Source organism: Kutzneria sp. NPDC051319 (assembly GCF_040682195.1).
Lineage (GTDB): Bacteria > Actinomycetota > Actinomycetes > Mycobacteriales > Pseudonocardiaceae > Kutzneria.
This window is the reverse complement of record NZ_JBFBAM010000017.1, coordinates 173,195-191,480: the sequence shown is the minus strand read 5'-3', so window position 1 is coordinate 191,480 and position 18,286 is coordinate 173,195. Positions and strand designations below refer to the sequence as shown.

The 18,286-nt window shown below is 69.8% G+C and carries 15 protein-coding genes; 3 read left to right on the top strand and 12 right to left on the bottom strand.

Annotated features, from left to right (window positions below):
• Nucleotides 1-203 precede the first annotated feature (203 nt).
• The 3 genes from tesB to AB0M73_RS20115 all read right to left on the bottom strand — a co-directional run bounded on the left by tesB (nucleotide 204) and on the right by AB0M73_RS20115 (nucleotide 3,460).
• Nucleotides 204-1,091, bottom strand: coding sequence for an acyl-CoA thioesterase II (gene tesB, locus AB0M73_RS20125; protein ID WP_063753609.1), 888 nt, complete (start codon nucleotides 1,089-1,091; stop codon nucleotides 204-206).
• Nucleotides 1,092-1,235: 144 nt separating this feature from the next.
• Nucleotides 1,236-2,660, bottom strand: a complete 1,425-nt coding sequence (gene pyk, locus AB0M73_RS20120) for a pyruvate kinase (RefSeq protein ID WP_084580162.1) — start codon at nucleotides 2,658-2,660, stop codon at nucleotides 1,236-1,238.
• A 203-nt stretch (nucleotides 2,661-2,863) separates the two neighbouring features.
• Nucleotides 2,864-3,460: a hypothetical protein gene (locus AB0M73_RS20115; RefSeq protein WP_363892395.1), complete on the bottom strand. Its 597-nt coding sequence runs from the start codon at nucleotides 3,458-3,460 to the stop codon at nucleotides 2,864-2,866.
• A gap of 156 nt (nucleotides 3,461-3,616) precedes the next feature.
• Here AB0M73_RS20115 and AB0M73_RS20110 point away from each other — a divergent pair, with 156 nt between their 5' ends.
• Nucleotides 3,617-4,393, top strand: coding sequence for an alpha/beta fold hydrolase (locus tag AB0M73_RS20110; RefSeq protein ID WP_363892393.1), 777 nt, complete (start codon nucleotides 3,617-3,619; stop codon nucleotides 4,391-4,393).
• Nucleotides 4,394-4,446: 53 nt separating this feature from the next.
• Here AB0M73_RS20110 and AB0M73_RS20105 read toward each other — a convergent pair whose 3' ends face one another.
• From AB0M73_RS20105 to AB0M73_RS20080, 6 genes are all read right to left on the bottom strand, one after another.
• The gene (locus AB0M73_RS20105) at nucleotides 4,447-4,947 is read right to left on the bottom strand and encodes an NUDIX domain-containing protein (protein ID WP_363892410.1); all 501 of its coding nucleotides are present in this window, start codon (nucleotides 4,945-4,947) and stop codon (nucleotides 4,447-4,449) included.
• Between the two features lie 95 nt (nucleotides 4,948-5,042).
• Complete coding sequence (locus tag AB0M73_RS20100) at nucleotides 5,043-5,354, bottom strand: hypothetical protein (protein WP_363892391.1); 312 nt, start codon at nucleotides 5,352-5,354, stop codon at nucleotides 5,043-5,045.
• Nucleotides 5,355-5,497: 143 nt separating this feature from the next.
• On the bottom strand, nucleotides 5,498-6,484 hold the full coding sequence (locus AB0M73_RS20095; protein ID WP_363892389.1) for a LuxR C-terminal-related transcriptional regulator: 987 nt from the start codon (nucleotides 6,482-6,484) through the stop codon (nucleotides 5,498-5,500).
• Nucleotides 6,485-6,687: 203 nt separating this feature from the next.
• Complete coding sequence (locus AB0M73_RS20090) at nucleotides 6,688-7,350, bottom strand: DUF2461 domain-containing protein (RefSeq protein ID WP_363892387.1); 663 nt, start codon at nucleotides 7,348-7,350, stop codon at nucleotides 6,688-6,690.
• Nucleotides 7,351-7,367: 17 nt separating this feature from the next.
• A complete protein-coding gene (locus AB0M73_RS20085) occupies nucleotides 7,368-8,561 on the bottom strand; it encodes a Fic family protein (protein WP_363892385.1) in 1,194 nt (397 codons plus the stop codon).
• Between the two features lie 16 nt (nucleotides 8,562-8,577).
• Nucleotides 8,578-8,967: an MmcQ/YjbR family DNA-binding protein gene (locus AB0M73_RS20080; RefSeq protein WP_363892383.1), complete on the bottom strand. Its 390-nt coding sequence runs from the start codon at nucleotides 8,965-8,967 to the stop codon at nucleotides 8,578-8,580.
• Between the two features lie 49 nt (nucleotides 8,968-9,016).
• Here AB0M73_RS20080 and AB0M73_RS20075 point away from each other — a divergent pair, with 49 nt between their 5' ends.
• Nucleotides 9,017-9,910, top strand: coding sequence for a TIGR03619 family F420-dependent LLM class oxidoreductase (locus AB0M73_RS20075; RefSeq protein WP_363892381.1), 894 nt, complete (start codon nucleotides 9,017-9,019; stop codon nucleotides 9,908-9,910).
• On the opposite strand, the gene AB0M73_RS20070 is transcribed toward AB0M73_RS20075, so the two are convergent.
• Nucleotides 9,903-10,667 carry a hypothetical protein gene (locus AB0M73_RS20070; protein ID WP_363892379.1) on the bottom strand — a complete coding sequence of 255 codons (765 nt, stop codon included), beginning with the start codon at nucleotides 10,665-10,667 and terminating at the stop codon, nucleotides 9,903-9,905. The two genes, AB0M73_RS20075 and AB0M73_RS20070, sit on opposite strands and share 8 nt — an antisense overlap.
• Nucleotides 10,668-10,775: 108 nt before the next feature.
• On the opposite strand from AB0M73_RS20070, the gene AB0M73_RS20065 reads away from it, so the two are divergent.
• Complete coding sequence (locus AB0M73_RS20065) at nucleotides 10,776-11,885, top strand: hypothetical protein (protein WP_363892377.1); 1,110 nt, start codon at nucleotides 10,776-10,778, stop codon at nucleotides 11,883-11,885.
• Nucleotides 11,886-11,993: 108 nt separating this feature from the next.
• Here the strand turns inward: AB0M73_RS20065 and AB0M73_RS20060 are convergent, their stop codons facing one another.
• Both AB0M73_RS20060 and gltB read right to left on the bottom strand, forming a co-directional pair.
• Nucleotides 11,994-13,499: a glutamate synthase subunit beta gene (locus AB0M73_RS20060; protein WP_363892375.1), complete on the bottom strand. Its 1,506-nt coding sequence runs from the start codon at nucleotides 13,497-13,499 to the stop codon at nucleotides 11,994-11,996.
• Nucleotides 13,492-18,048, bottom strand: coding sequence for a glutamate synthase large subunit (gene gltB / locus AB0M73_RS20055; RefSeq protein WP_363892373.1), 4,557 nt, complete (start codon nucleotides 18,046-18,048; stop codon nucleotides 13,492-13,494). The genes AB0M73_RS20060 and gltB overlap by 8 nt, the downstream gene beginning before the upstream one ends.
• Nucleotides 18,049-18,286: the final 238 nt, after the last annotated feature.

Sequence of the window (18,286 nt, the reverse complement as noted above, 5' to 3'; positions counted from 1 at the left end):
GGTGACTGTGCTCAGGCTGCCGGCGGCTCGGCGGTGGTCTGAGGGAACAGCCATGCCCTGGACATGGTCGACTCACCACTATTTTCGGGTCAGTCACGCTCTCAGGCACACCGAATGTCAATTTCGGGCAGAACTGAGCCTCCAGGCTCGTTTCTGCCCGAAACCCGCATTCGGTGTGCCCTGGAGCGCGACTCGCCGGGGTTTTACGGCAGGACGCGGAGCAGGCCTTCCTGGACCACGGTGGCGACCAGCTGGCCGTCGCGGGTGAAGAAGCGGCCGGTGGCCAGGCCACGGGCGTTGGAGGCGCTGGGCGACGTGCAGTCGTACAGGAACCACTCGTCGGCGCGGAACGGGCGGTGGAACCACATCGCGTGGTCCAGGCTGGCCCCGAGCACCTTGTCCGTGCCCCAGTACACGCCGTGCCGGGCCAGCACCGAGTCCAGCAACGTCATGTCCGAGGCGTAGGCCAGCACGCACACGTGCAGCAGGTCGTCGTCGGGCAGCTTGCCGTCGGCGCGCATCCACACCTGGTTGCGGGCCTCGTGCGGGCCGCTCTCGCGGGTGATCCAGGGCGGGTCGGAGACGTAGCGCAGGTCGATCGGCCGCTGCCGGTCCCGGCCCAGCTTCTCGCGGTCGGCGCCCAGCTGGGCCAGCCGTTCGCCGAACGTCGGGAGCGACTCCGGGTCCGGCACCGACGGCATCGGCTCCCCGTGCTCCATGCCCGGCTCGACCAGCTGGAACGAGGCCGACAGCGAGAAGATCGCCTTGCCGCGCTGCACCCCGACCACCCGGCGGGTGGTGAACGAGCGGCCGTCGCGGATGCGGTCCACCTCGTACACGATCGGGATGCGCGGATCTCCCGGGCGGATGAAGTAGGCGTGCAGCGAGTGCACCTTGCGCTCCTCCGGCACGGTGCGCCCCGCCGCCACCAGCGCCTGGCCGGCGACCTGGCCGCCGAACACCCGGACCGAGGAGTCGGCCGGGCTGACCCCGCGGAAGATGTTCTCCTCGATGCGCTCCAGGTCCAGCAGCGCGACCAGGCGGTCGAGCACCGGCTGGCCGTGCGGCACCCCGTCGAGCGTCAACGGCACCGACCCCGGAGCTTGTTCAGCTCCGGGGTCGGCGGCCGCGGCGCGAGCCGCTTCAGTCACAGGTTCCCTCCGCTTCGCTGCGGGAACCCGCGACTGAACCGTCCTGTGCTTGTCGGTTCGCTCGCAAGCTCGCTCAGCGTTCTCCTAGGCGTGATCGTCCTCGCCCAACCGGTGCACCCGGATGAGGTTGGTCGACCCTACGGTGCCGGGCGGCGAGCCGGCCACGATGACCACCAGGTCACCGGGCTGGTAGCGGCCGATGGACAGCATCGACAGATCGACCTGGCGCACCATCTGGTCGGTGGACTCCACCTTAGGCACGAGGAAGGTCTCGGTGCCCCAGGTGAGAGCAAGCTGACTCAGCACGTCCGGCTCGGGCGTGAAGGCCAGCAGCGGCAGGTGCGTGTGCAGGCGGGCCAGGCGGCGCACCGTGTCGCCGGACTGGGTGAACGCCACCAGGGCCTTGGCGTTGAGCCGCTCGCCGATGTCGCGGGCCGCGTAGGAGATGACGCCCCGCTTGGTGCGCGGCACGTGGGTCAGCGGCGGCACCACCGTGGACTCGTTCTCCACCGCCATGATGATCTTCGCCATCGTCTCCACGGACTCGATGGCGTAGCGGCCCACGCTGGTCTCGCCGGACAGCATCAGCGCGTCCGCGCCGTCCAGCACCGCGTTGGCCACGTCCGAGGCCTCGGCCCGGGTCGGCCGGGAGTTCGTGATCATCGAGTCCAGCATCTGCGTGGCCACGATGACCGGCTTGGCGTTCTCGCGGGAGATCTGGATGGCGCGCTTCTGCACCAGCGGGACCTGCTCCAGCGGCAGCTCCACACCCAGGTCGCCGCGGGCCACCATGACGCCGTCGAAGGCCAGCACGATGGCCTCGAGGTTGTCGACCGCCTCCGGCTTCTCCACCTTGGCGATCACCGGCAGCCGGCCCTTGCCGACCCGGTCCATCACCTGGTGCACCAGGTCGATGTCGGCCGGGGAGCGCACGAAGGACAGGGCGATGAAGTCCACGCCGAGGCCGAGAGCGAACTCCAGGTCCTCGATGTCCTTCTCGCTCATCGCCGGCACGGACACGTCCATGCCCGGCAGCGACAGGCCCTTGTTGTTGCTGACCGGGCCGCCCTCGGTCACCTCGCAGACCACGTCCTGGCCCTCGACGGCGGTGACCACCAGGCCCACCTTGCCGTCGTCGACCAGCAGCCGGTCACCGACTCGGGCGTCCTTGGCCAGGTTCTTGTACGTGGTGGACACCCGGTCATGGGTGCCGGCGACGTCGTCGACGGTGACCCGCACGACATCGCCCGTCCGCCACTCAACAGGGCCGCCCGCGAAAGTTCCGAGGCGGATCTTGGGGCCCTGCAGGTCAGCCAGGATGCCGACCGCTCGGCCCGACTCGGCGGCGGTGGTCCGCACCAGGTCGTACACCTGCTTGTGGTCGGCGTGGCTGCCGTGGCTGAAGTTCATCCGGGCCACATCCATGCCCGCCGCGACCAGGTCGCGCATCTTTTCTGGGGTGGACGTCGCTGGCCCGAGGGTACAGACGATCTTCGCTCGTCGGCTCACGTTCCAGCAGCTTAGACCGACGCACTGGACCGATCCCGAACTACCCGGCAGTAACGTTTGGGGAACCGCCTAGAAACACTCCCCGCACCCCCAAATTTCAGCGCACGGTCACCGGACCATCACTGGTGGTTCACCGCCAAGACGTTCAGGACACCCCGGCGGCCGCTCTTTTCGCCTCGACCGCCGGTCCCCACCCGTGAAATCTATTCGTCGGATTCGTCGTCCGCGTTCGTCGCCGACTCGACCTTCGCCTCGGCCGGCATCGCGGCCGCGCCGCGCTCGGCGGCGAGCTCCTCCAGGCCGTACCGGGCCACGATCTCGGCGTCGGCCAGGTCGATCAGACGGAGGCCGTCCGACTCCAGGCGCTCGTTCACCTGGTCGAGGTGGTCGCGGATGATCTGCTTCTCCGCGTCGTTGACCTTGCCGCGGTGGGGCTTGCCGGCGTGTTCGAGGCTGCCGTAGTTGACCTTGGCCTCGCCGGTGGACTTGGCCCGGGCGGGCTTGGCGTAGGACTTCTTGGCCGCCTTGATGACCACGTCCATCGGGTCGTCGGTGGCCAGCTTGTCGAACTCGGCCAGCGGCATCACCACCAGGCGGGGCTCCTCGCCCGCCTCGAACACCTCGAAGCTGACCACGTCGATGGCCTTGTCCTCGATGTCCGCCAGCTCCGACGGGGCGGCCTCGATCTCGACCGGGCCGTCCGTCAGCGCGGGGTGCTGGGTGACGACGATCTTGACCAGCTCGCCGTCCCCGACGATCTTGCCGCTCAGGTCGGAGAACCGCACAACCTTCTGGCCCATGGCCGGTGTTTCCTCTCGTCGTGGCGGGTGCGGACTAGGGGCCGGAGTCTGCCACAAACGGGCCCCGTCCCCCGGTCCGCGACACGCCGCCTTAGAACGGGTGTTCGAGTCTAGCGCGGTCGCGCGATGTCGCATTCCGGTGTTCTGTTTCGACGTATGGGCATGCAGACAGTCACCTCCAAGGACGGCACCTCCATCGCGTACGAGCGGACCGGTCGAGGCCCCACCCTCGTGCTGGTCGGCGGCGCCTTCATGACCCGCCAGTCCTTCACCCCGCTGGCCGCGGCCCTGGCCCCGGCCTTCGACGTCGTCGCCTACGACCGCCGTGGCCGTGGCGACAGCACCGACACCCGGCCCTACGCCGTCGACCGCGAGCTCGAGGACCTCTCCGCCGTGCTCGACGCCGTCGGCGGCTCCTTCGTCTACGGCATGTCCTCCGGCGCCGCCCTCGCCCTCCACGCCGCCGCCTCCGGCCTGCCCGTCCAGCGGGTCTCCGGCATGGAGCCGCCCTACCGCGTCCCCGACGCCCCTCCCGTCGACGAGTCGTACGGCCCGATCCTCGACTCCCTGCTCGCCGAGGGCCGCAACGCGGACGCCGTCGCCCACTTCATGACCCGCGCCGTCGGCCAGCCCGCCGAGGTCGTCGACCAGATGAAGGCCAGTCCCATGTGGGCCGGCCTCGTCGCCATCGCCCCCACCCTCGCCTACGACAACGCCGTCATGGGCGACGGCGTTGTGCCCGCCGCCCTCTCCCACATCACCGTCCCCGCCCTCATCCTCAGCAGCACCGGCTCGTCCCCGTGGCTCCAGGCCGCCGCTGCCGCTGCCGCCTCCGCCCTTCCCCAAGGCCAGCACATCGCCCGCGACGGCGGCTTCCACGACCTCCCCGTCGACGTCATCGCCGCCGTCCTGACCGAGTTCTTCAAGGGCTGACCGGACTTCGTCGAATCGCGCGGTTGAACAGCCCGTCCGCGCGGGATGACAGCTCAGCCGGTTCCGGCGACGAGATCCCGGACCGCCGCCTTCACGTCGGTGAAGGCCAGGTCCGGGATCTCATCCCAGGCGAACCAGCGGTACTCGGTGTTCTCCGCCGACAACGTGATCACGGCGTCGTCGGGGATGCGGCAGGTGAAGGCCATGCCGACGGTGGCCATGCCGGTGTCGCCGTAGACGGAGGCGTAGCTGCCGACGGGGCGGAGGTCGAGGACCGGGCAGCCGATCTCCTCCCGGGCCTCGCGAACCAGGTTCTGCTCCGCGGTCTCGCCGGCGGTGAGGAAACCGCCGACCGTGTCCCACGCGCCGATGGCCGGCGGTTGGGCACGGCGGAGCAACAGGATCGACCGCCCGCGGCAGATGAGGCCGATGGTGGTGGGCAATGGGTTGTCGTATTTCCAGAAGCCGCAGTCACCGCACGAGGCGTGGCGTTCGGCGCCGGAGCCGACGAACGTCAAGGACGTCCCGCAGCGGGGGCAGAACCGCCAATCCATCACCGGCCCAGCAGACACCATCGGGCCGGACCCCGCCAAGCGCCCGTCGGACGACCGGCACTCGGCAGCATCCGAACCTCACTCGTCCGACACCGCTACACGCAGTACCAGGAATAGGGATTGCTGTAGTTCGTGAATCGGGCGGTGCCGGGATTGCCGTACTTCCAGGCGCAGGCGGCATTCATATCGACGCCCAGCCGCGTTCCGGTGTCCGAGCCGTACTGGCATCGCCAGCCGTACACGTTGTTGACAACCACGATCGCATTGAAGGCCGAGCTGTTGTAATAGCTTCGGCACCAGCCGGTGATGTCCACGCCGCCGCCGGCGTGCGCCACCCCCGTCACCGTCACCGCGCCGCCGAGCAGCATCAACGCGCCGAGCAGAACCTGGGTCAGGATACGCTTCACATGAACCACTCCTCGGGAATCTCATGGAAAAACCAGAGTGGCGAATTCGGCGGCGTGACGGTAGGAGACCGAGAGGTATCTTCGTCGAGGGGCGGTGTACGACTCGGTCGTAGAGAGGCTCTGATCAGCAACGCTCGGGCGGGTCAGCCGAACGGGCGAAGGCGTGCGGCGACGGCCGCCCGCTGGCGGGCCCCGAATTTCTTGAGGATGCGGGTGACGTGTGTCTTGACGGTGGCCTCGGAGATCTGCAGCCGTTCGGCGATCCTCTCGTTCGCCAACCCGTCCGCCACGAGTTCGGCGATCTCACGTTCTCGCGGCGTCAGACTTTCGAGGATGCCCTGGAGGTCCACCGACGGCGTGAGGATCACCTCGGCGGCGTCGGTCTGCGCCTGCCGGCACAGCTCCCGAACCGAGACAAGGCGCCGGTTGAGCACGGACAGCTGCGGCGGCACGAGATGGATGGACTCCTCAAGGCCGACACGGATCTTCTCCAGCGTCTCGACGAAGCCGTCCACGATCTCCAGGACGGACAGCGGAGAATCCGGCTCGTCATCGCCGACCAGGTCCAGCGACGCGCGATTGGCGACGTCTTCCCGCTCCCGGGCGAGAACGGTGACAACAGATCGGGCCAGGAACTCGAAGGCGTGAACGGTCTCGCTGCCGTACACATCGGGCGCGTAACTCTGTATCGAGGCCAAACCGACGACCGGACCACCGTCGGCGGTCGGGTCGAGAAGCGGAACGGCCACCGTGTCACGGGACAGCCGCTCATCCGCTCCGAAGGAATGGCCCATGTTCAGCAGCCGGCCGTTGTCCATGCTGTACAGATACGGCCTCGCATGTCGTTTCATCCACGCCGAAAGACCGTCGGGCCCGTACATCTGGTGCCCTGGCGGCTCGTACTCCTCGCCGTCGAACACGTACGGCACGGCGAGTAGACGGCCTTCACCGTAGAACGCGACATAGAAGCTGTCGACCGGCGCGATACCCGCCATCGTGACGCGCCACATGTTGTACAACTTGCGCCGCCGCCCGCGCATCATACGGATCGTGCGGTCCGCATTGCGCAGCGTACCGGCAATTTCCGGCGAGAATCCGGGAGTTCGGCCTGCCGGCGGCTCGGACGCCACGGCCCTCACCCTCCCGTGCCCGCACCGGCGTCGCATCCGCCCGGCCGGGAAGGCGCGCGACGCCCCTCGTCACCGCTTCGTGTCCCCATGTGTGAAGAGATCGCCGTCGGCGCGCGCCCGCTCAATCCTCCACCTGAGTGACAAGTGTTGTTGCTGGCCAAGCAAGTCCCACGATCGCGAGGTCAGCACCGCGAGGTCCGGCGTCAACGGGAGGGGCGTTCGCTGACGCCGACGTGGTCGGCGGCCCATTCGTTGAAGGGGCGCAGCGCCCGCCAGGCCTTGCGGACGCGGTCGAAGGAGCCGCGCTCGTGCAGGACGTCGTCGGGGGGCCAGGTGATGCCGGCGTACAGGGACTTGTGGCGCAGGAGGTCGATGCGGGGGTGGTCGAGCTCGTAGCCGCGGGGCTTGGTCTTGAGCTGCTCGCCCTGGATGGTGAAGCCGGCCCGGGTGAGCTTGGCGATGATCTTTTCCAACGCGGAGCCGCGGCGGGGGTCGTCGACGGCGGCGCGGAAGCGGGCGAGTTGGTCGGCCTCGAGGTGGAAGCAGCCACCGCCGACGCGGAGGCCCTCGGGCCCGACCTGGACGTAGTAGGCGCCGCCGCCACGGCCCTGCTCGATGACGCCGCCGCAGTGGGTCTTGTACGGGGTCTTCTCCTTGGAGAACCGCACATCCCGGTACGGGCGGAAGATCTTGGGCTCGCCGAGGCCGCCGAACTCGGGCTCGAGCTCGGCCAGCAACGCCTCCATGGGCGCCCGCACGTCGTCGAGGTACTGGTGCTTGTGGGCATCCCAGTAGACCTTGGAGTTGTCGGCCTCGAGGCCGTCGTAGAAGTCGATGGCGTGCTCGCCGAATCCGAGGAACTTCACGACGGCAACGATAGGACCTAGCGCCGATCACGCGGCGAGGAGCTGGCCCGTCCGGGAATGAAGGCGGCCATCTGCATGATCGCCGGCTCGATGGTGTGCCGGTCAAGGAAGACGAGTCCGAGCGACTGCAGGCGGTTCACGTCGCGGGTGACCGTCTTGTCACTGCGGCCGGCGTACTGCTCGGCCAGCTCGGGGGTGAGCCGGCGGACAGTGCCCAGCGGCGTCGGACCGTCCGGCAGGGACAGCAGCAGGGTCCGTTGGCGAGCGGTGGCTTCGGTGTTCGGCAGCGTCTGGAAGCGCTGGTGCACGAAGTTGACCCAGGAGACGCGAAGTTGTTGGCGCTGCACGAGTTCGATCTGCTCACGCAGCAGGTCGACGAAACCCTGCGCGGCGTAGCAGATGAAGCCGGTGACGTCGCCATGGCGAGAGGCGTTGGCCAGCCGGCGGTAGTACTCGGACCGCGTGCGGTTGTAGTGATCGGACAACAGGTTCGCGGACAACCACGGCACCAGCCCGCTGTTGGTCAGGATCGCGCACTCCAGCAACCGCGCCGTGCGCCCGTTGCCGTCGCCGAAGGGATGGATCCAGGCCAGGTAGAGATGGCTCAGCGTGGCGGCCAGAAACGCACCGAAGAAGCGGACGCTCGCCGGATGGTGAGCGGTGCCGTCGGTGAGTTCGGCGATCCACGCCACCAGCCGCTCCATCAGGTACGGCACGTCCTGAGGCGGCGCACCGCGGTAGTTTCCGACGACAAGGTTGGCGGTGGTGAATTCGCCCGGCGCGACATGCTCGTCGGTGTCGAGCTCAGCCAGCACGTGGCGGTTCTGCTGCTTGATCCAGTCAACGGTGATGACCGTGCCGCCGTGCCGGCTGTCCCCGTCGATAGCCCGCAGCGCGGCGACGACGTTCTCCACTTCCTGTTGGAGATAGCGCTGGGACGGTGGCAGCACGAGGCCGCCGCTGATGATCTTGCCGACCTCCTCCTCGGACAGCGTGTTGCCCTCGATCGCGGTGGTGGCGAGCGCTCCCTTGGCCAAGTAGACGGCACCCAGCTCCTGAGCGACCGCTGGTGTGAGCGGGGCTCCGGTCAGGTGCTGGCACTTCGAGAACGCCTCACCGAGACGGGCCCAGAGCTGGGTGTTCGCGTCGAATTCGATGCGGTAGGCGAAGGTCAACCACGGATGACTGGCTACATAGTCACGCTCGTCCACGCACCCATCCTAGATTTCACCACCCTGGTTTGTCCAAGGCAGTGTCCACAGCTGTGTCCAGCATATTGACCAGGGTCTTGGGGGCGACCGCGCGGTAGGCGTCGGTGACGAGCTCGGCGAGTTCGGACCAGTCCTGGGGCACGTCGAGGTAGACGCCGAGCCAGCCGCGGTGGCCGACGTAGGGCGGGCGGAAGAAGCGGGTGGGGTCGGAGGCGATGAGGGCGGCCTGCACGCCGGCCCCGGCGGCGCAGACGAAGGCGAGGCGGTCGTCGTGGTGGTGGTCGGAGTACATGACGAAGGTGTTCCTGCCGCGCACGAACCAGGTGGGCTCGCCGTGGCTGAGTCGCTCGGTGGTCTCGGGCAGGGCGAGACACAGGCGGCGCAGCCGCGGGAGGGGATCGGCCATGGGGCACAGCATGACGCAGACTGGGCGCCTCGGAGCAGAGGAGACACGGATGCGTATCGGCTTCACGATGCCGCAGTACGGCCCGGTGGCGAACCGCCCGGCGGAGCTGGTGCGGTTCGCGGCGGAGGCGGAGCGGCTGGGGGCGGACGCGCTGTGGGTGGGCGACCGGCTGCTGAGCCCGCTGGAACCGAAGGTGGGCTACGGCATGGCCGGCCCGGGCCCGTTCCCGCCGCAGTTCGCGACGGTGTTCGACCCGTTCACGGCGCTGACGCTGGCGGCGACGGCGACGAGCCGGGTGCGGCTGGGCACGAACGTGCTGAACGCGCCGTTCTACTCGCCGGTGCCGCTGGCCCGCACACTGACGTCGATCGACCGCGCGAGCGGGGGCCGGCTGGTGGCGGGCTTCGGGGTGGGCTGGTCGCCGGACGAGTACGAGGCGGCGGGTGTGCCGTTCGCGGAGCGGGGCCGACGGCTGGACGAGATCCTGGACGTGCTGGAGAAGGCCTGGACGGCGGACGTGGTCGAGCACGACAGTCCACTGTGGAGGGTGCCGCCGAGCCGGATCGACCACAAGCCGGCCAAGCGGCCGCCGATCCAGCTGGGCGGCTTCGCCCCGGCGGCGCTGCGGCGCATCGGCCGGCGCGCGGACGGATGGCTGACGGCGGGCGCCCTGCCGAACGGCCTGAAGGCGGAGAACCTGGAGCCGCCGCTGGCGGCGATCCGCAGGGCGGCGGAGGAGGCGGGCCGCGACCCGTCGGCGATCGAGGTGGTGCTGCGGGTCAACCCGCGCCGCGGTGTGTCCACACAGGAGATCGCGGAGGCGACGCTGGCGGTGCACGAGCGGATCGGCCTCGCGGAGGCGCTGGTGGAACTGTCCTACCTGGCCCCGGAGACCGATCACGCGCTCGAAGTGGTGGCGGAGCTGCTGGCCCTGCTCAGGTGAGCCGGGCCAGCGCGGAGTCGAAGGCGTCGGGGCCGACGTTGGCCCCGCCGTTGAACGGGTCCTGCAGCTGGTAGATGGCGAACAGCAGCATGGTCATGGTCGCGGCCAGCACACCGACGATGATCACGTGGGCGATCAGCTTGGGCCCGCCGAACATGTAGGTGAACACCATCGCCAGCACGCTGCCGACGATCAGCGCGAACCAGGTGACGGCGTTGACCCCGCTGCCGTCGGCGGCGTCGAGCCGGTCCTGCCGGAACTGGTAGACCTGCCAGAGCTGGTTGGAGGCCTCGGTCTTCCGGTCCTTGAGCCAGTCGTCCTGATTGTCGGGCGCCTGGTCGATGGCCTGGTGGATCTGGTCGAGGTACTGCGGCCCGGGCCCGGTGACGGCGTCGCCGGCCTGCATCTGCGGCCACTCCTGGTCACGCACGGCGGTGGCGTACTTGCGGGCCAGGTCGTGGATCTCGGTCCGGGTGGCCTCGGGCAGCGAGTCGGCGGCCCAGGTGACCGCGACCAGGCTGTTGGCCTCCTGCTGGGCGTTGTCCTGGGCCGAGTTCACGGCGTCGAACAGGGAGATCAGGACGAAGGCGACGAGCACCGCCACGAGGCCGCCGACAATGACGAAGACGTTGCCGGCCGACTCATTGTTGACAGACCTCCCATCACCGGAGGTGAGGCGGTGTATCAGCACCGTGAGCGCGCCGGCGACAATGGCCACGCCGACGACCCACACCAGCCCTTGCAGGTAGATGTCCATTCACTCTCCTATGTGCTGACAGCCGATTCAAGCACCGTCTACGGTGGGGACCGTATCCGCCAACTCGTTGAAACAGGAAATCGGTGTGGTGTGACCAGGATTCTGCGCATGACGGGCGTGCTATTACCCGTTCTAGCGATAGCGGCGCTGTTCACGCCCCAATCGGACGCGGTAACGCCCACCGTGTGTGAGGCAATCCTGGTCCGTACGGGTGAGCACGGCATCGGCACCACCCTTTCGAGTGTCAGCCTGCCGGGTGGCGCCGAACGGGTGCTGCACAGTGCGCCGATCGAGTTGAACGCGGTGGGTTACGTCTCGTCACAGGATCTGGTGTACGGCATCGGGGACCACGGCCACCTCTACCGCATAGACCGATCGGGTGGAATCAGGGACCTCGGCTATCCGGCCGGGGTGCCGCGGGGCGGCCTCGCCCTGGCCACCGCGGGCGCGGCGCTGGGCGGCACGCTGGTGGTCCGCCTGGACGACCGGCTGCTCACGATCGACGTCGCGCCGTCGAGCCGGACGTACCTGAGCGTGACGCGGGTTGTGCGGATGCGGCCGGGCGCGGACGGCCTGGACGACTTCGCCGTCGACCCGGTGGACGGGCTGTTCTACGGCGTCAACGCCACGCACGGCCGGCCGACCGTGGTCAGCGTCGACCCGAGCAGCGGCGCCGTTCGCGTGGTGGCCACGCCCGACGGCCTGCCGGCGCACGGCTCCAGCTACGGGGCCGCCGTCATCGACTCGTCCCGCACGCTCTACGTGCTGGACAACGACGACGGGCACCGCAGCCGGCTGTTCGCGATCCCCCGCGGCGGCCCGGCCCATGAGGTGTCGTCCGGGCCGGCGGTCGGCACGTCGGACGCCGCCGGCTGCCTCGGCATGCCCACTCCGCCTCCGCCTCCCCCACCGACGACGACCCCGCCCCCTCCACCCGCGGCGAGGACCACGACCACGACAACCACCCCACCACCGCCGCCTCCACCGCCGCCGTCACCCGCCCCGACCTCGGCAGTGGTCGTCCCGCCGCCATCGCCGCAACGGCCGGTAGTCGTACCGACGAAGGCCAAGCCGTGGACGGCGGCGCAGGTCAAGCCGACGGCCGCCGCGAATCATGAGGAACGCACGAAACAGCGCCGTTGGGCCCTGACGGCGGTCATCCTTCTGGTCGGCGGCGGGGCCGCCACCCATGCCGCCGCACGGGCCAGGCACCGCTAGCCCGACCGCCGGCAGGACAATTCCGGTGAATTGTCGGCCGACAACGAAATGGGCGGGACCGGATTCCGGTCCCGCCCATTCACGTCATAAATCGAGCATAACCGGTGGTCAGACCACTGCCAGCGGCAGCAGATTGGGCTGCACCGGGGACGGCAGTTCCGAGGAACCGGTCAAAAAGCTGTCCACGGCATTGGCCACGGAACGGCCCTCGGCAATGGCCCACACCACCAGCGAGGCCCCACGGTGGGCGTCGCCGCAGGCGAAAACGCCGGGGGTCGAGGTCTGCCAGGCGGAGTCGACCGAAAGCGTGCCGCGACCGGACAGGGGGATGCCCAGGCCGTCCAGCAGCGGCATGTGCTCGACGCCCTCGAAGCCGATGGCCAGCAGAACCATGTCGGCCGGGATGACCTCGACCTCGTCGGAGACGGGCTCGACGACCCGGCGGCCGTCGGCGTCGCGGCCGACGCGGACCTGGCGCAGCTCGATGGAGCGGACGTGGCCGTCCTCGTCGCCGACGAAGCGTTGCACGGCAACGGAGAACTTGCGCGAACCGCCCTCGTCGTGGGCCGGGTAGTTGCGGATGAGCAGCGGCCAGGTCGGCCACGGCGACACCGCGAAGTCCTGAGTGGACGGTGGCTCCGGGTACTGGTCCAGCTGCACGACGGAAGCAGCGCCCTGACGGTGCGCGGTGCCGAGGCAGTCGGCGGCGGTGTCACCACCGCCGATGATCACGACGTGCTTGCCCGCGGCATCGACCGATGTGGGCCCGTCGCCCTCGCACGCGCGGTTGGCCGGCACGAGGTGCTCCATGGCCATGTGCACACCGCTCAACGAACGGCCCGGGATCTCCGGCGCGTCCCGCCCACGCAGGGCGCCGACGGCCAGAACCACGGCGTCGTAGGAAGAACGCAGCTGCTCGACGGTCAGGTCGACGCCGACCTCGCAGCTGGTGACGAACCGGGTGCCCTCGGCCCGCAGCTGCGCGAGCCGGCGGTCCAGCACCTTCTTCTCCATCTTGAACTCGGGAATGCCATACCGCAGCAGCCCGCCGAGCCGGTCGTCGCGCTCGTACACGGTGACGTCGTGCCCGGCCCGGGTCAGCTGCTGGGCGGCGGCCAGCCCGGCGGGGCCGGAGCCGACGACGGCGACCCGCTTGCCGGAGGTGACGGCGGCCTGCCGCGGCGGCACCAGGCCGCTCTCCCACGACACGTCGGCGATGGTCTGCTCGACCCGCTTGATCGCGACGGCGCCGCCGGCGGCGGGCGTCGCGTTCAGCACGCAGGCGGCCTCGCACGGGGCGGGGCACAGCCGGCCGGTGAACTCGGGGAAGTTGTTGGTGGCGTGCAGGCGATCCCCGGCCTGCGACCAGTCCCCGCGCCGCACCAGGTCGTTCCACTCGGGGATCAGGTTGCCCAGCGGGCAGCCCGCGGTCCCGGAGTGGCAGAACGGGATGCCGCAGTCCATGCAGCGCCCGGCCTGGGTCCGCACCTGCTGGTCCCGCTCGGCGGCGGGCTGGCGGGCGTAGACCTCGTCCCAGTCGTTGATCCGCTCGCCGGCGGGACGCTTGGGCGCGTCGCCGCGGGTGAACTTGAGAAAGCCGTTGGGGTCAGCCACGGGACGCCTCCATGATCGCCTCGTCGACGTCGCGGCCCTGGGCGCGGGCCAGTCGCATCGCCTCCAGCACACGCTGATAGTCGCGCGGCATCACCTTGGTGAAGCCGGCCGAACGCCGCGGCCAGTCGCCGAGCAGCGAGGCCGCGACGGCGGAACCGGTGAGCTTGTGGTGCCGCTCGACGGTCTCGCGCAGCCAGCTCAGGTCGTCGCCGCTGGGCCGTTGCAGGTCGACCATGTCGCCGTTGACCAGCATCGGGTCCAGTTCGAGCACGTACGCGATGCCGCCGGACATGCCGGCCGCGAGGTTGCGGCCGGTGGGCCCGAGCACCACGGCGCGGCCGCCGGTCATGTACTCGAAGGCGTGGTCGCCGACGCCCTCGGCCACCGCGACCATGCCGGAGTTGCGCACGCAGAACCGCTCGCCGACCCGGCCGCGCAGGAAGATCTCGCCGCCGGTCGCGCCGTAGCCGATCACGTTGCCGGCGATCACCTGCTGCTCGGCGGCGAACGGCGCGTCCTCGTGCGGGCGCACGATGATCCGCCCGCCGGACAGGCCCTTGCCGACGTAGTCGTTGGCGTCGCCGACCATCTCCATGGTCACGCCGCGCGGCAGGAACGCGCCGAGCGACTGGCCGGCCGAGCCGGTCAGCGTGACGTGGATGGTGTCCTCGGGCAGGCCGTCGCCGCCGTAGCGCCGCGTCACCTCGGAGCCGAGCAGGGTGCCGACGGTGCGGTTCACGTTGCGCACCGGCAGTTCCAGCCGCACCGGGTGGGCGTCTTCCAGGGCCGCCTCGGCCAGCTGGATCAGCGTCCGGTCCAGGGCGTGCTCAAGGCCGTGGTCCTGGCCGCGCAGCCGCCGCCGGGCCGAGCCGTAGCGGGTCGCGGTCGGCACCTCGAAGACCGGGGACAGGTCGAGCCCCTTGGCCTTCCAGTGCTCCACGGCCTCGTCGGTGTCGAGCAGCTCCGCGTGCCCGATGGCCTCGTCCAGCGTGAGGAATCCGAGCTCCGCCAGGAGTTCCCGCACTTCCTCGGCCACGAAACGGAAGTACTGCTCGACGAACTCCGGCTTGCCGGTGTACCGCTCGCGTAGCACGGGGTTCTGCGTCGCGACGCCGACCGGGCAGGTGTCCAGGTGGCACACGCGCATCATCACGCAGCCGGCCACCACCAGCGGGGCCGTGGCGAAGCCGTACTCCTCGGCGCCCAGCAGCGCGGCGACGATGACGTCACGGCCGGTCTTCATGGCCCCGTCGACCTGCACGGTGATCCGGTCGCGCAAACCGTTGAGCATCAACGTCTGCTGGGTCTCGGCCAGGCCGATCTCCCACGGCGTTCCCGCGTGCTTCAACGAGTTCAGCGGGGAGGCGCCGGTGCCGCCGTCGTGCCCGGAGATCAGCACCACGTCGGCGTGGGCCTTGGCCACGCCGGTCGCGACCGTGCCGACGCCGAGCTCGGAGACCAGCTTCACGTGGATGCGGGCCTGCTCGTTGGCGTTCTTGAGGTCGTGGATCAGCTGGGCCAGGTCCTCGATGGAGTAGATGTCGTGGTGCGGCGGCGGGGAGATGAGCCCCACGCCCGGCGTGGAGTGCCGGGTGCGCGCGATCCACGGGTACACCTTGTGCGCGGGCAGCTGCCCGCCCTCGCCGGGCTTCGCGCCCTGCGCCATCTTGATCTGGATGTCGTCGGCGTGCACGAGGTACTCGCTGGTGACGCCGAACCGCCCACTGGCGACCTGCTTGATGGCCGAACGCCGCTCCGGGTCGTAGAGGCGCTCGGGGTCCTCGCCGCCCTCGCCGGTGTTGGACCGGCCGCCGATGCGGTTCATGGCGATGGCCAGCGTCTCGTGCGCCTCGGCCGAGATCGAGCCGTACGACATGGCGCCGGTGTTGAAGCGCTTGAGGATCGACTCGACCGGCTCCACCTCGGCCAGCGGCACCGGGGCGCGGTCGGAGGCGAACTTGAACAGGCCGCGCAGGCCACCGCCCTCCCGGACCAGCCGCTCCACCTCGTCGGTGTAGGCCTTGTACACCTCGGTCCGACGGGTCTTTGTCGCGTGCTGCAACAGGAAGACGGTCTCCGGCGTGAACAGGTGCAGCTCGCCCTCGCGGCGGTAGGCGTACTCGCCGCCGACCTCGAGGCGCCGGTGCGACCGGTCGGCCGGGTTGTCCGGGTAGGCGCGGCGGTGCCGGACGGCGACCTCGGCGGCCAGCTCGTCCAGGCTGACGCCGCCGAGCTTGGAGTGCGTGCCGGTGAAGTACTCGTCCAGCAACGGTTCCGCGATGCCGACGGCCTCGAAGACCTGGGCCGCGGTGTAGGCGCCGACGGTGGAGATACCCATCTTGGACATGATCTTCAGCACGCCCTTGACCAGCGCGGTCATGTAGCGCCGGACGGCCACCCGCGGGTCGAGGTCGGCGATGGCGTGCTGGCTGATCAGGTCCTCGATGGTCTCGAAGGCCAGGTACGGATTGACCGCGGCGGCGCCGTAACCCAGCAGCAGCGCCACATGGTGCACCTCGCGGCAGTCGCCGGTCTCGACGACCAGCGCCACGCGCAGGCGCTCCTTGGTGCGCACGAGGTGGTGGTGCACCGAGGAAACCAGCAGCAGCGAAGGGATCGGGGCCATGCGGTGGTCGGAGTCGCGGTCCGACAACACCAAGGTCCTCGCGCCGGCGGCGATCGCCTCGGACGCCTGGCGGCGCACCCACTCGATCGCGTGGGCCAGCGCGGCGCCGCCACCGTCCACTTCGTACAGTCCGGACAGGACGGTGCAGGCGAAGCCGGGCAGGTTGCCGTCGTCGTTGACGTGGATGAGCTTGGCCAGCTCGTCGTTGTCGATGACCGGGTACGGCAGCCCGATGTGCCGGCAGGAGGCCGGCCCCGGGTCGAGCAGGTTCTGCTCCGGGCCCATCACGCGGGACACCGAGGTGACGATCTCCTCGCGGATGGCGTCCAGCGGCGGGTTGGTCACCTGCGCGAAGTTCTGCACGAAGTAGTCGTAGAGCAGCCGGGATCGCTTGGACAGCGCAGCGATCGGCGTATCCGAGCCCATGGAGCCGATCGGCTCGGCGCCGTCCTCGGCCATCGGGCCGAGCAGGATGCGCAGCTCTTCCTCGGTGTAGCCGAAGGTGAGCTGCCGGCGCACCACCGATTCGTGGCTCTGCACAACGTGTTCGCGATTGGGCAGGTCGGCCAGCTCCAGCAGGCCGGCGTGCAGCCACTCGTCGTACGGCTGCTTCTCGGCCAGCCCGGCCTTGACCTCGTCGTCGTCCACGATGCGGCCGGCCTCGGTGTCCACGAGGAACATGCGGCCCGGCTGGAGGCGGCCCTTGGCCACCACGCGGTGCGGCGGCAGGTCCAGCACGCCGGTCTCGCTGGCCAGCACCACGCGGTCGTCATCGGTGCGCCACCAGCGGGCTGGGCGCAGGCCGTTGCGGTCCAGCACCGCGCCGACCAGCGTGCCGTCGGTGAAGGTGACACAGGCCGGGCCGTCCCACGGCTCCATCAGGCTGGCGTGGAACTGGTAGAAGGCGCGGCGCTTGGGGTCCATGGTGGCGTGGTTCTCCCACGCCTCCGGGATCATCATCAGCACCGCGTGCGGCAGCGACCGGCCGCCCAGGTGCAGCAGCTCCAGCACCTCGTCCAGGGAGGCGGAGTCGGAGCCCTCGCCGTCGACGATCGGGTACAGCCGGGCCAGGTCGCCGGGGATGAGGTCGCTGGCCAGCAGCGACTCCCGGGCGCGCATCCGGTTCCGGTTGCCGCGAATGGTGTTGATCTCGCCGTTGTGGGCCACGTAGCGGAACGGGTGGGCCAGCGGCCAGGACGGGAAGGTGTTGGTGGAGAACCGGCTGTGCACCAGGGCGATGGCGCTGGTCAGCCGCTCGTCGACCAGGTCGGGGAAGAAGGCCGGCAGCTGGCCGGTGGTGAGCATTCCCTTGTACACCAGGGTGCGCGCCGACAGCGACGGGAAGTAGGCGCCGACGCCGGCGACCACGCTGTCCCGCTCGGCCCGCTTGCGCAGGCAGAAGGTGAGTCGGTCGAGGTCCACATCGGACGGACGGTTGCCGTCGGCGTCCGCGACGCCGGCCACCACCAGCATGGCGAAGTGCGGCATCACCGAACGGGCGGTCGGGCCCACGTCGGCGGCGTCCGGGTTGACGGGAACATCGCGCCAGCCCAACACGTCCAGGCTTTCCTCGGCGGCGATCCGCTCGATCAGCTCGACGGCCTTGGCCCGCTGTTCGGCGTCGGCCGGCAGGAACGCGATCCCGGCGGCGTAGTCGCCGGCCCTGGGCAACGCGAACCCGCACACGTCCCGCAGCAGGGCGTCCGGCACCTGGAGCAGAATGCCCGCGCCGTCGCCACTGGTCGGCTCGGCGCCCGCGGCCCCGCGGTGCTCGAGATTGGCCAGCGCGGTCAGGGCATCGACCACGATGCCGTGCGACCGCCGCCCTTTGATGTCGGCCACCATGGCCACACCGCAGGCATCCCGTTCCGCGCTCGGGTCGTACAGGCCCTGACGGCCGGGAAGGGCGGAGAAGATCGTCACGGTTCGAGACCTCCCTCGTCGTCCTTTGCTTGCGCATCTCGGGACGACGATGGCCCGTGGTTGACAAAACCTTAACAGTCACGAAACGCCGAGGCACCATCAAACGGGTGATCTCGAACCACGGTCCGTAACGATCTGGGCTACCCGGACGACATTGCCTCGGACCTCAACCAGAAAGCGTGGTCCGGGAAGCATAGCCGACACATGGCCGTCATGCCCGCCGTGCGAACCGCCCCGT